This window comes from Candidatus Symbiopectobacterium endolongispinus, assembly GCF_018777385.1.
GTDB classification, from domain to species: domain Bacteria; phylum Pseudomonadota; class Gammaproteobacteria; order Enterobacterales; family Enterobacteriaceae; genus Symbiopectobacterium; species Symbiopectobacterium endolongispinus.
On record NZ_JAFJYB010000002.1, the window covers coordinates 171109 to 183996 of the forward strand.

At 53.5% G+C, this 12888-nt stretch carries 6 protein-coding genes and 6 pseudogenes; 8 read left to right on the forward strand and 4 right to left on the reverse strand.

The genetic code is table 11. From position 1 onward, the window contains the following. Nucleotides 1-47: 47 nt before the first annotated feature. Complete coding sequence (locus JZM30_RS07460) at nt 48-950, forward strand: LysR family transcriptional regulator (RefSeq protein ID WP_252318777.1); 903 nt, start codon at nt 48-50, stop codon at nt 948-950. A 175-nt stretch (nt 951-1125) separates the two neighbouring features. Here JZM30_RS07460 and leuD read toward each other — a convergent pair whose 3' ends face one another. The 3 genes and pseudogenes from leuD to leuB all read right to left on the reverse strand — a co-directional run. Beyond that, nucleotides 1126-1728, reverse strand: coding sequence for a 3-isopropylmalate dehydratase small subunit (leuD, locus tag JZM30_RS07465; protein WP_252318778.1), 603 nt, complete (start codon nt 1726-1728; stop codon nt 1126-1128). 15 nt (nt 1729-1743) lie between these two features. After that, nucleotides 1744-3137 (reverse strand): annotated as a pseudogene (gene leuC / locus JZM30_RS07470) (3-isopropylmalate dehydratase large subunit); the annotation flags it as partial. A gap of 2 nt (nt 3138-3139) precedes the next feature. Continuing rightward, nucleotides 3140-3865 (reverse strand): annotated as a pseudogene (leuB, locus tag JZM30_RS07475) (3-isopropylmalate dehydrogenase); the annotation flags it as partial. Nucleotides 3866-4008: 143 nt separating this feature from the next. On the opposite strand from leuB, the pseudogene JZM30_RS07480 reads away from it, so the two are divergent. The 4 genes and pseudogenes from JZM30_RS07480 to cra all read left to right on the forward strand — a co-directional run bounded on the left by JZM30_RS07480 (nt 4009) and on the right by cra (nt 9596). Next, nucleotides 4009-5732 (forward strand): annotated as a pseudogene (locus JZM30_RS07480) (AMP-dependent synthetase/ligase). A gap of 317 nt (nt 5733-6049) precedes the next feature. Continuing rightward, a pseudogene (gene ilvI / locus JZM30_RS07485) lies at nt 6050-7744 on the forward strand (acetolactate synthase 3 large subunit). A gap of 26 nt (nt 7745-7770) precedes the next feature. After that, nucleotides 7771-8262 carry an acetolactate synthase small subunit gene (gene ilvN / locus JZM30_RS07490; RefSeq protein ID WP_252318219.1) on the forward strand — a complete coding sequence of 164 codons (492 nt, stop codon included), beginning with the start codon at nt 7771-7773 and terminating at the stop codon, nt 8260-8262. 371 nt (nt 8263-8633) lie between these two features. Further along, nucleotides 8634-9596 (forward strand): annotated as a pseudogene (cra, locus tag JZM30_RS07495) (catabolite repressor/activator). Nucleotides 9597-9687: 91 nt separating this feature from the next. Here the strand turns inward: cra and JZM30_RS07500 are convergent. Then, a pseudogene (locus JZM30_RS07500) lies at nt 9688-10128 on the reverse strand (L-alanine exporter AlaE). A gap of 1002 nt (nt 10129-11130) precedes the next feature. On the opposite strand from JZM30_RS07500, the gene mraZ reads away from it, so the two are divergent. Genes mraZ through ftsL form a run of 3 tightly spaced genes read left to right on the forward strand, consistent with a single transcriptional unit; the run spans nt 11131 to nt 12869 of the window. Then, nucleotides 11131-11589 (forward strand): division/cell wall cluster transcriptional repressor MraZ, encoded by a 459-nt coding sequence (gene mraZ / locus JZM30_RS07505; protein ID WP_252318220.1) that lies wholly within the window; start codon nt 11131-11133, stop codon nt 11587-11589. A gap of 18 nt (nt 11590-11607) precedes the next feature. Further along, on the forward strand, nt 11608-12552 hold the full coding sequence (gene rsmH / locus JZM30_RS07510) for a 16S rRNA (cytosine(1402)-N(4))-methyltransferase RsmH (RefSeq protein ID WP_252318222.1): 945 nt from the start codon (nt 11608-11610) through the stop codon (nt 12550-12552). After that, nucleotides 12549-12869: a cell division protein FtsL gene (ftsL, locus tag JZM30_RS07515; RefSeq protein WP_222158201.1), complete on the forward strand. Its 321-nt coding sequence runs from the start codon at nt 12549-12551 to the stop codon at nt 12867-12869. Before rsmH ends, ftsL begins: the two co-directional genes overlap by 4 nt. Nucleotides 12870-12888: the final 19 nt, after the last annotated feature.

The following is a 12888-nucleotide window of genomic DNA, read 5'->3' on the forward strand; positions in this document are numbered from 1 at the left end:
ATAAAATCACAAATGACATATAAATAAACAACCAATTGGAGTGAATGATGGACAGTCTGACCAGCATGCACATCTTTGTTAAAGCCGCTGAGCTGGGCTCTTTTGTTGCGGTGGCCGAGGTGTTGCACCTTTCTCCGCAAGGGGTGGCTAAGCATGTGGCCTGGCTAGAGGCACGTCTGGGGGCTCGATTGCTCAACCGCACCACGCGGCGTCAAAGTTTGACCGATATCGGCCACAGCTATTACGAACGTTGTAAGATAGTGTTGGCGGAGGTCGATGCGGCAGAAGCGATTGCGCTGGAGATGAAAGCAACGCCGTCGGGGACCATTCGGGTTAATGCGCCCGTTACCTTTGGCGCTTATGCACTTGCGCCCTTTATTACCCGCTATCTCGATCGTTATCCGGATACGCAGATCGAACTGACGCTTAACGATCGCATGATCGACCCGATTGAAGAAGGTTTTGAAGTGATCGTGCGCATCGGTGAACTGGCCGACAGTTCGATGATCGCCTGGCCGTTAAGGCCCTATCGGCTGATTGCCTGCGCATCACCCACTTATGTGGTGCGCGAGGGTTTCCCTGAAAAACCCAGCGATTTGGCGCATCACGCTTGTCTGGTGTACGGCGAATGGACGCCCACTGTGCCGTGCCGCTGGTTGTTCCAGCGTGATGGGCAGAGCGAAGAAGTCAGGCCAACCGGACGGTTTCGCGCCAATGATTGGAAAGCGCTGCTGTTTGCGGCAATCGAAGGTTATGGCGTCACCTTGGGTCCCGCCGATGTGTTGGGCAAAGAGATTGAAGCCGGACGTTTGGTTCAGGTTCTGCCGGACTATGAAGGTCCAGCCAGCCCGATGCATGTTCTGGTGCCTGCGGCAAGGCGGCAAACGGTTAAGATCCGTTGCTTTGTCGATGCGCTGAGAGAGGCTTTTAGCGAAGGGATGGGGCTGTAAAATAACAGGCAAAGCTACTTTCCCGTTATCCTCGATGAAAGCCAGGGATCTTTGTGAGAAGAAACGCGTTACTTCTGCAAAAGATTCCCGCCTGCGCGGGAATGACGGAGGTACACGGGCATGGCCGAGGTAGGTGGAATTACCAGTAAGGCACCGCAGAGCGGTGCCTTGTGACTTAACGCAAAAAGGCCGGTTGCTGCTGTTCGTAGCGCGCAATGGCTTCTTCGTGTTGTAACGTCAAGCCGATGCTGTCCAGCCCGTTGAGCATGCAGTGGCGGCGGAAGCTGTCTATCTCAAACGGGTATTTTTTCCCGCAAGCGTCGACCGTCTGCGCTTCCAGATCCACCGTAAAGGTGATGCCCTGTGTACCGTCGACCAGTTTGAACAGGTCGTCGATATCGCTATCACTCAGTTTTACCGGCAGCAACTGGTTGTTAAACGCGTTACCGTAGAAAATATCCGCAAAGCTTGGCGCGATCACCACGTGAAAACCGTAGTCGGTCAGTGCCCAGGGGGCATGCTCACGGGAGGAACCACAGCCGAAGTTTTCGCGCGCCAGCAGGATGGTGGCACCTTTATAGCGCGGTTTATTCAGCACAAACTCCTGGTTGGGCTGCTGCCCAGCGTCATCCAGAAAACGCCAGTCGTGAAACAGATGTTGGCCGAAGCCGGTACGCGTCACTTTCTGCAAAAACTGCTTGGGGATAATAGCGTCCGTGTCCACGTTGGCGGCGTCCAGCGGCACGACCAGCCCGGTATGTTGGGTAAATTTAGCCATCAGGCGTCTCCTTATTAATTCGCGGATATCCGCGAAATGCCCTGTCACGGCGGCGGCAGCCATCGCCGGGCTGACCAGGTGAGTACGGCCCGCACGCCCCTGACGGCCTTCAAAGTTACGGTTGCTGGTGGATGCACAGCGCTCACCGGGGTTCAGGCGGTCATTGTTCATCGCCAGACACATGGAACAGCCCGACAGACGCCATTCAAACCCAGCTTCAATAAACACTTTATCCAGACCTTCCAGCTCCGCCATGGTTTTCACCGGGCCAGAGCCGGGCACCACGATAGCCTGCACGCCGGCGGCCACTTTACGCCCTTTGTCGATAGCGGCGGCGGCGCGCAAATCTTCGATACGCGAGTTAGTACAGGAACCGATAAACACTTTGTCGATGGCAACATCGGTCAGCTTGATACCCGGTTGCAGATCCATATACGCCAGCGCTTTGGCGGCAGAGGCACGCTCAACCGGATCGCTGAAGGAATCAGGATCGGGGATATTCTGGTTCACAGCGATTACTTGCCCAGGGTTGGTACCCCAGGTTACCTGCGGCGCGATATCGGCGGCATCCAGTGTGACGACGGTATCAAACACCGCATCTGCATCGGATTTCAACGTGCTACAGTACGTCACGCCAGCGTCCCAATCGGCCCCTTTCGGTGCGAACTGGCGGCCTTTCAGGTAGGCAAACGTGGTTTCATCCGGTGCCACTAAACCGGCCTTTGCGCCCATTTCAATCGCCATGTTACACAGCGTCATGCGGCCTTCCATGCTCAACGCGCGGATGGCGTCGCCGCAGAATTCCACCACGTGACCTGTACCGCCTGCGCTGCCGGTTTTACCGATAATCGCCAGCACGATGTCTTTTGCGGTGATGCCGGGCGCGGCTTGGCCTGTTACTTCAATTTTCATAGCTTTGGCACGACCCTGCTTCAGGGTTTGCGTCGCCATCACATGTTCCACTTCGGAGGTGCCGATCCCAAACGCCAGTGAGCCAAAGGCACCGTGGGTAGCGGTATGGGAATCTCCGTACACAATCGTCATATACCCGGCAGGGTCATGCCCTGTTCCGGCCCGATAACGTGGACGATGCCTTGATACTGGTGATTCAGGTCGTACAACTGCACGCCAAACTCGGCGCAGTTCTTGATCAGTTCCTGCATCTGGATGCGGGCCATTTCACCACAGGCATTGATATCTTTGGTCTGGGTGGACACGTTGTGATCCATGGTGGCAAAGGTTTTGCCCGGCTGGCGCAGTTTGCGCCCCATGGCACGCAGACCATCAAAAGTTTGCGGAGAAGTGACTTAATGCACCAGATGGCGGTCGATATACAGCAGCGGCGTCTCATTCTGCGTTTCGTACACCACGTGGGCATCAAACAACTTCTGGTATAAGGTCTTGCTCATGGTTACACCCCTTGCGCCACAAAGTGGGCAATGGCATCGCCCATTTCGTCGGTGCTGATGGCTTTGCCGTCACGGCCCGCCAGATCGCCAGTACGATAGCCTTCGGCCAGCGCGGTGTTTACCGCGTTTTCGATGGCGTTGGCCGCATCATCGGCTTCCAGGCTGTAGCGCAGCAACAGTGCCAGTGACAGGATCTGTGCGATAGGGTTAGCGATGTTTTTGCCCGCGATATCAGGCGCAGAACCGCCCGCTGGTTCGTACAGGCCGAAACCTTGTTCGTTCAGGCTGGCGGAAGGCAGCATACCCATCGAACCGGTGATCATCGCACATTCGTCAGACAGGATGTCACCAAACAGGTTGGAGCACAGCATCACGTCGAACTGGGACGGATCTTTGATCAACTGCATGGTGGCGTTGTCGATGTACAGGTGCGCCAGCGTCACGTCCGGGTAGTCCTTGCTGACTTCGGTGACGATTTCACGCCACAGGATGGAGCTTTGCAGCACGTTAGCTTTATCGATGGACGTGACTTTGCTGCGACGCTTACGTGCCGACTCAAAGGCAATACGGGCGATACGCTCGATCTCGAAACGGTGATAGACCTCGGTGTCGAACGCACGCTCGTGCTGGCCGCTGCCTTCACGGCCTTTCGGCTGGCCGAAGTAGATACCGCCGGTCAGTTCGCGCACGCACAGAATGTCGAAACCGTTTGCGTTGCAGTCGTCACGTGGGGCGCGCAAATGGGCAGATGTGCGTGGCGTCAACCTTCCATCATGTCAATGTGAAAGATCGTTGCGGTTTCTGGCAAGATCAGTAGACTGAGCCAAAATAATAAACAGTTGTACGCTGAAATTTCCCAGGCTCATTTTTTATGTCTACCCATTTGTCGCAATATCATTTGGTTGAACGCATCCAACACCAGATTGCTCATTGTTCCGGCCGTACCGCACTGCGTGAATGGTCTGCCTCTGGCGAAACGCAGCTTACCTGGTTTCAGGCCGGTGCGCGTATTCGCCGCATTGCCAGTGCACTGCTCTCGCTGGGGATTGATGCCCAAGAGCGTGTCGCGTTGTTCTCTCATAATTCCCTCAACTGGTCGCTGGCAGATCTCTCGATACTGTACGTGCGTGGCGTGACCGTCCCGATTTATGCCACCAACACGGCGACACAGGCTGCGTTTATCATCAATGACGCGGATATTCGCACCATTTTTGTCGGTTCTCAGCCTCAGTATGATGCGATATTGGCGCTGACGCTGGCGGCGTTTGAGGCCGATGTGGATGACGCCTACTGGCAGCCTGCGCTGCAACAGCGCATTGATGAGCGTAATCTGGACGATCTTTTCACGTTGATCTACACCTCCGGCACGACCGGTGAGCCGAAAGGGGTGATGCTGGATTACGCCAACATGGCGATGGTGCTGAAGCTGCACGATGAGCGCCTGTGTGTGTCGCAGGACGATATCTCTCTGAGCTTCCTACCGCTCTCTCACGTGTTTGAGTGCGCCTGGTCGTTTTACATGATGCACACCGGTGCACAAAACGTCTATTTGACCGACACCAATCTGGTACGCAATGCGATCAAGCCGTTTCACCGACGGTGATGTGTGCGGTGCCGCGTTTCTACGAGAAAGTGTATAGCGCCATTCACGAAAAAGTCGCGCAGGCACCCTGGCATCGTCGCACGCTGTTTAACTGGGCCATCGCGCAGGGATGCAAGACGTTTCTGGCTCGTATTTCAGGTAAATCACGTTCACCGTTGCATGCGCTACTGCATCGCGTCGCCGATCGGCCGGTGCTGACCAAGCTGCGCCACCTGCTGGGCGGTAAGATTCGCTTTATGCCTGCGGCTGGCGCACATCTGGATGAGAATATCATTCTGTTTTTCCAGTCGATGGGCGTGCGCGTTATTTACGGTTACGGCATGACGGAAACCCGCGCCACGGTATCGTGCTGGGAAGCGGATAATGTGCGGCTGGGCTCGATCGGCACGCCGCTACCAGGTATCGAAGTGCGCATTGGTGACGAAAACGAAATACAGGTGCGCGGTGCTACGCTGATGCGCGGTTATTTCCGCCGTCCGCAGGAAACCGCTGAAGCCTTCACCGCCGATGGCTGGCTGAAAACCGGTGACGCCGGGAAGCTGGATGGCGAGGGTAACCTGTATATCACCGAGCGCCTGAAAGACTTGATGAAAACCTCCGGCGGAAAATATATTGCGCCGCAGCACTTGGAAGGCACCTTGGGTCAAGACCGTTTTATCGAGCAGGTGGCAGTGATTGCCGATGCGCGCAAATACGTGTCTGCGTTGATTGTCCCTTGCTTTGAAGCGCTGGAAGAGTAAGCGGTATCGGCCAACCTCAAGTATCACGATCGCCTCGAATTGTTACGTCATAGCCACATTATCGAACTGTTTGAACAGCGTCTGCGCGAGATGCAAAAAGAGCTGTCACGCGTCGAACAGGTCAAGCGCTTTACCCTGCTGGCGACCCCTTTCTCCATGGAGAGCGGGGAGTTAACGCCGACATTAAAACTGCGACGTAAGATCATCGCCCAGAGCTATCAGCTGGAAATTGATGCCATGTACGGCGAATAACCCCGAGTAACTTGCTGCGGGTGAGATACACGAATTTTTAACTTTTTTGCTGAAAATTTCCCGCTGCAATTGGCTGTCATCGCGGAATAATCACTATCAGCGATGACGCCGTTTAGCGTTTTATCTCAGTCGAATCCCTTCTGGCGGTGTAAACCCGTTTCCACTTGCTTTGTTCCTCGCTTCACCCTTGTTTGCCTATGCCATCGTCTAACGTTATGGTAATCGGCTATATTCAAATTCTGGATAAGACAATGACGCGTGTCGCGCTGTGATGCCAGTGCCGCGATGCCGCTTTCAGAACGAAAAGAGGCAATCCCATGGAGATGTTGTCAGGCGCCGAGATGGTGGTTCGATCGTTGATCGATCAGGGCGTGAAATATGTGTTCTGGTATCCAGGCGGGGCAGTATTGGATATTTACGATGCGCTACACACCGTGGGCGGTATTGACCATATTCTGGTGCGCCACGAACAGGGTGCAGTGCACATGGCCGATGGTTATGCGCGCGCCACCGGTGATGTCGGCGTGGTGCTGGTCACCTCGTGTCCGGGTGCCACCAATGCGATTACCGGTATTGCCACCGCTTATATGGACTCCATCCCGATGGTGGTGTTGTCTGGGCAGGTAGCCACCTCGCTTATCGGTTACGACGCGTTTCAGGAATGCGACATGGTCGGCATTTCTCGTCCGGTGGTGAAGCACAGTTTCTTGGTCAAACAGGCTGAAGATGTGCCCACGGTGCTGAAAAAGGCGTTCTATCTGGCATCAAGCGGGCGTCCCGGCCAGGTGGTGGTGGATTTGCCGAAAGATGTGATGAGTCCGGCCAACAAGCTGCCGTATCTCTATCCCGATGCGGTCACTATGCGTTCCTACAACCCGACGATTCAAGGGTATAAGGGGCAAATTCGTCGTGCGCTGCAAACCTTGCTAAGCGCCCAGTCACCGATCATTTACGCGGGTGGCGGAGTTATCAATGCGGAGTGCCATGAAGAACTGCGCCAACTGGCAGAACGTTTGAACCTGCCGGTCACCAACTCTCTGATGGGATTGGGCGGTTTTCCTGGGACGCACTGTCAGTGTCTGGGCATGCTTGGCATGCACGGCACTTACGAAGCCAACATGGCGATGTACAATGCAGACGTGATCTTCGCCGTCGGCGTGCGTTTTGACGATCGCACCACCAACAATCTGGCGAAGTACTGCCCGAATGCCCCGGTGCTGCATATCGATATCGATCCGGCCTCCATTTCGAAAACGGTCAATGCGGATATTCCCATTGTTGGTGATGCGCGCCAGGTGCTGGCGCTTATGCTGGAACTGCTGGAACAGGGCGAAACGCAGCAGAATTTTGAAGCGTTGCGCGACTGGTGGCAGCGCATTGAGCAGTGGCGTGCGCGCCAATGCCTGAAATATCCGTTAGACAGCGACAAGATCAAGCCGCAGGCGGTGATTGAAACCTTGCACCGTTTGACCGACGGCAAAGCCTATGTGGCATCGGACGTAGGGCAGCACCAGATGTTCGCAGCGCTTTACTATCCGTTCGATCTGCCTCGTCGCTGGGTCAACTCCGGTGGTCTCGGCACTATGGGCTTCGGCCTGCCAGCGGCACTGGGTATCAAACTGGCATTGCCGGAAGAGACGGTGATTTGTGTGACGGGTGATGGCAGTATCCAGATGAACATCCAGTAGTTGTCCACGGCGTTGCAGTACGATTTGCCGGTGGTGGTGATTAACCTCAACAACCGCTTCCTTGGCATGGTGAAGCAGTGGCAGGACATGATCTACTCCGGAAGGCATTCCAACTCCTACATGGAGTCGCTGCCGGATTTCGTCAAACTGGCGGAAGCCTACGGGCACGTTGGTATTGCCATTACGTCGCCGCAGGAATTGGAAAGCAAGCTGAGCGAAGCGCTGGCGGTGAAAAATCGTCTGGTGTTTGTGGATATCACTATCGACAGCAGTGAACACGTTTATTCGATGCAGGTACGCGGTGGCGGCATAGATGAAATGTGATTAAGCAAAACGGAGAGGACCTGATCATGCGCCGGATTTTATCTGTATTATTGGAAAACGAATCTGGGGCATTGTCGCGTGTTGTTGGCCTGCTTTCCCAGCGCTGGTATAATATCGAAAGCCTGACGGTGGCACCGACCGACGATCCAACGCTGTCGCGTATGACCATTCAGACGGTGGGCGATGCCAAGGTTATCGAACAGATTGAGAAGCAACTGCACAAGCTGGTTGACGTGCTGCGCGTGAGCGAACTGGGGCAGGGTTCGCACGTTGAGCGTGAAATCATGCTGGTGAAATTGCAGGCCATGGGTTATGGCCGGGAAGAAGTGAAACGCAGCACGGAAATTTTCCGTGGGCAGGTTGTGGATGTCACGGCAACGCTCTACACCGTGCAGTTAGCGTGCACCAGTGATAAATTGGATGCGTTTCTGAGCGCGGTGCGTGACGTGGCTGAAATTGTCGAGGTGGCGCGTTCGGGTATTGTTGGCGTATCACGCGGCGATAAGATTATGCGCTAATTTTCCTTCCGCTGATCTATGATAAAGAGGTTCACTGTGTCGGTGAACCTTGAGGTTGCTGGCAAACCTACCTAAAACTGTCATTCCCGCGCAGGCGGGAATCTCATACAGGCTAAACGCATTCATTCTGCCCGAGGCCCCCGGCCTACGGCGAGGATGACGAAGAGGTTGGTAGGCTTTTTCAGCAGTCTGAGGGCTCACTGTGTCGGTGAGCTTTTTATTTTTCTCTCTATAACCCTGAACAACAATAAAGCGGTTGCTGATTGCCAGCTTCTGCGGTTAGATCTATACGATATCCATGCTTAAAATATGGACATCCTTATTTTTTATTTTCCAGCTTATTTAAAGGGGCTAACGTGAAACTGGATTAAATCGCGCGCCTTGCTGGCGTTTCACGCACTACTGCCAGCTACGTTATCAATGGCAAGGCCAAATAATACCGCGTCAGTGATAAAACGGTAGAAAAAGTGATGTCGGTGGTGCGTGAGCATAATTATCATCCCAATGCGGTGGCTGCTGGATTACGCGCTGGGCGTACCCGTTCTATCGAGCTGGTGATTCCGGATCTGGAAAACACCAGCTATACCAAAATTGCCAATTATCTGGAGCGTCAGGCGCGTCAGCGCGATTATCAATTGCTGATTGCCTGCTCTGAAGATCAGCCGGATAACGAGATGCGCTGCATTGAGCATCTGCTGCAACGTCAGGTTGATGCCATTATCGTGTCGACAGCGTTGCCTCCGGAGCATCCGTTCTATCAGCGTTGAGCTGGAGACAGCTTGCCGATTGTCGCGCTGGATCGCGAACACTTCACAAGTGTAGTGGGTGCCGATTGTGAGGATGCGGAAATGCTGGCGCAGGAACTGCGCAATATTCCAGCGGAGTCAGTGCTCTACCTCGGGGCGTTGCCGGAACTTTCGGTGAGTTTCCTGCGCGAACAAGGGTTTCGTATGGCATGGGCAGAGGATCCGCGTCAGGTGAATTTCCTTTATGCCAACAGCTACGAACGCTCAGCGGCGGAGACGGCGTTTGAAGAGTATTTGCAGCATCACCCGATGCCGCAGGCGCTATTCACTACCTCGTTTCCGCTGTTGCAAGGGGTGATGGATATTACGCTGAAGCAGAGCGGACGGCTGCCGAACAATTTGGCGATTGCCACGTTTGGTGACAACGAACTGCTCGATTTCCTCGAGTGCCCGGTGCTCTCCGTGGCGCAACGTCATCGCGAAGTGGCTGAGCGAGTGTTGGAGTTGGTGCTGGCAAGTCTCGATGAACCTAAGAAGTCCAAGCCCGGTTTGACGCGCATTCGGCGCAGTTCACTCAGTCGTCGTTAGTTTGGGATTATTCCTAATAAAAAGCCATCCGGTATCAGGATGGCTTTTTTGTTGCCTGTATTTGGCGGTAGTTGCGGTCTCGGCCTGACGTTCAGCCAGGTACGGCGACGCGAAACAGACGGCGGCAGTAATCGAGAAAATAGCCGTAGGCGACACCCATTACCATAGATATCAAAACATTGCTGGTTACTGCTGCGACGATCTGCTGTGGGTTGGCACCAATAAACCACAGGATGGCAACATACACCGATGATTGAAAGCTGACGTAGGCAAACAGGTCTGCCAGATTTTTTACCCAGGTACCGTGCGTCATGAAGCGCTGAGACAGACGCAGGATACGATCGCGGTACAGGTCGTAGGGCCAGGCAATAACAATATTAACGGGGATCGACACCAGTCGCGAAGAGAGCGACTACTGGAAGCTTATGCCAGACAGCAAGATCTCAATCAGCATACCAGTTATAAAACAGTAGATTACCATAGCGACTGTGTCCGCTACCGCACTACGCAATCGGGATTCAGGGGAGAACATGCAGAGAGACTCCGTTATATACCCGTCATACTTTAAGTTGCAGGTGCGTTGGCTTCGTTCACTCACCCCAGTCACTTACCTGAGTAAGCTCCAGGGGATTCGTTCGCTTGCCGCCTTCCTGCAACTCTAATTATTTAGGGTATGCAGTTAATTGGGTTAAATGTAGTTAATTATGTCGGTGTATTTTATGTGTGTAGTGTACTTCACTGGATGTTGAAGTTGTAAGTAGCGATAAATTTTTATTTTTTCATGCTTTTTTCTTATGGACGCTACTTTATAGAAGAAAGGTGGCATGGCGGTTTATTAAGCGCGGCAGTAGGGGGAATTATGTTTATAAACAATTGGTTGTGCTTTTGCGTTTGGCGACTAATTTTTCGGTGGGCAAAAGTCCCCGCTTAACCCAAATAACAGCGTGGAACACGTGGGTTTTAGGAATACCCTTATAATATAACAATTAACCGACGAACTTAGTGGTTAACGGTAAAAAGCCTCAATTGTTTTTCGTAACCTTAAATAAAGAAAAATTGGCGGCATCATTGCCAAAAAGAAAATAGAATAGCGTGCCGACATTGTTGTAACAGTAGAATGGAATGAACGATATCATTGGGTAAAAATGTGACCGATATCGGTCTGGAGTGCGCAGCGGGCAAGCGCCGTGCTCGGGTGATGGAGGAGGAATACGGCGACGGTGACACAAGCGTTTTATGATTAATGGTAAATTTAAGTAAAAATGAGAAATTATTACTCTTTCTTTCTGATTGTTTATCCAGAAATAATTTTTCCTCAAATTTTCATGGCGTTAATCTCCCTTAATTTCCGTCTGTTATTCCATTTTATGCCATTCATGTCCGTGTTGAGGCAGAAATAATTCCAAAGCGCGTCCGCTCTGGCTTGACAAGGTTTTCATACCCTCCGTAAACTCATAAATGTGGGAATTTGTGGGAATTTGTGGGAATTTGTGGGATAAAGTGGTGAAAATGGTCATGAATGGGCAACTCAAGCATGTTTCGTGGGGCTACTCTGATTAACCTCGACAGTAAAGGTCGGCTCGCCGTTCCTACCCGTTATCGGGAAACGCTGTCAGAGACATCGCAAGGTCAGATGGTTTGCACCATTGACCTCCATCAGCCCTGTCTGCTGCTTTATCCCCTGCCTGAGTGGGAAATCATTGAACAAAAGTTGTCACGTCTGTCGAGCATGAATCCCGCTGAGCGCCGCGTGCAGCGGTTGCTGTTGGGGCATGCCAGTGAGTGCCAGATGGACAATGCCGGGCGTCTGCTGATTGCCAGTACGCTACGGCAACATGCTAGCCTGACGAAAGAAGTGATGCTGGTCGGCCAGTTCAACAAGTTTGAACTGTGGGATGAGCAGGCCTGGTATCAACAGGTCAAAGACGATATTGACGCTGAGCAATCCTCTGACGCCCCGTTGTCCGAGAGATTGCAGGATTTATCACTGTAGTCATGCTGAAAGAAATACATGCCGGAAAATTATAAACACACCACTGTGCTGTTGGATGAAGCGGTTAATGGCCTCAATATTCGCGCTGACGGCACATACATCGATGGCACGTTTGGCCGTGGTGGCCATTCGCGGCTGATCCTTTCCCGTCTCGGACCGGAAGGACGCCTTGTGGCTATCGATCGCGATCCTCAAGCTATAGAGGCAGCAGAGGCGATTCAAGATTCCCGTTTTTCTATTGTTAACGGACCTTTTTCCGCGCTGGCAAGTTACGTGGAGACCCTGGGGTTAACCGGGCGTATTGGCGGCGTGTTGCTCGATTTGGGCGTCTCTTCGCCGCAACTGGATGATCCTGAACGCGGTTTTTCCTTTATGCGCGATGGCCAGTTGGACATGCGTATGGACCCGACGCGCGGGCAGTCAGCGGCGCAATGGTTGCAAACGGCAGAAGTCGATGACATTGCCTGGGTGTTGAAAAACTTTGGCGAAGAGCGGTTTGCCAAGCGGATTGCGCGCGCGATTGTGGAACGTAACAGCACAGAACCGATGACGCGCACAGGCGAGTTGGCGGCGCTGATTGCGGCGGCGAGCCCGATCAAAGAGCGGCATAAGCACCCGGCAACCCGCAGTTTTCAGGCAATCCGTATCTATATCAACAGTGAGCTGGATGAGATCGAGCAGGCGCTGAATGGCGCGCTGACGGCACTCGCACCGCAGGGCCGCTTGTCGATCATCAGTTTTCATTCGCTGGAAGATCGTATTGTGAAGCGTTTTATGCGTCATCACAGCCGTGGGCCACAGGTGCCGGCCGGGAGGATCCCGCTTACTGAAGCACAACTGCGTGCGCAAGGCGGTCAAACGCTGAAAACGGTAGGCAAGATGATGCCGCCGGAAGCCGAAGTGGCAGAAAACCCGAGAGCGCGTAGCTCTGTGTTACGTATCGCGGAACGGCTAGCGGAATGATAAGCAACGAGCGGCACAGCCTGGCAGGCATTATCGGCCAGGACATTCTTCGTCACGGCAAATTGCCACTGCTGCTGCTGATTGGTGCGTTGGTTTCTGCGGTGCTGGTGGTGACGACCGCGCACAAGACGCGCTTGCTGACCGCACAGCGCGAGCAGTTGTTGTTGGAGCGTGATGCGTTGGATATCGAATGGCGCAACCTGATTCTGGAAGAGAACGCCTTGGGCGATCACAGTCGGGTGGAGCGTATCGCAACGGAAAAGCTGCACATGGGGCACGTGGACCCGGCGCAGGAAAATATCGTAGTCAAACAGTGAGTCTGGTTTAGCATGAGAA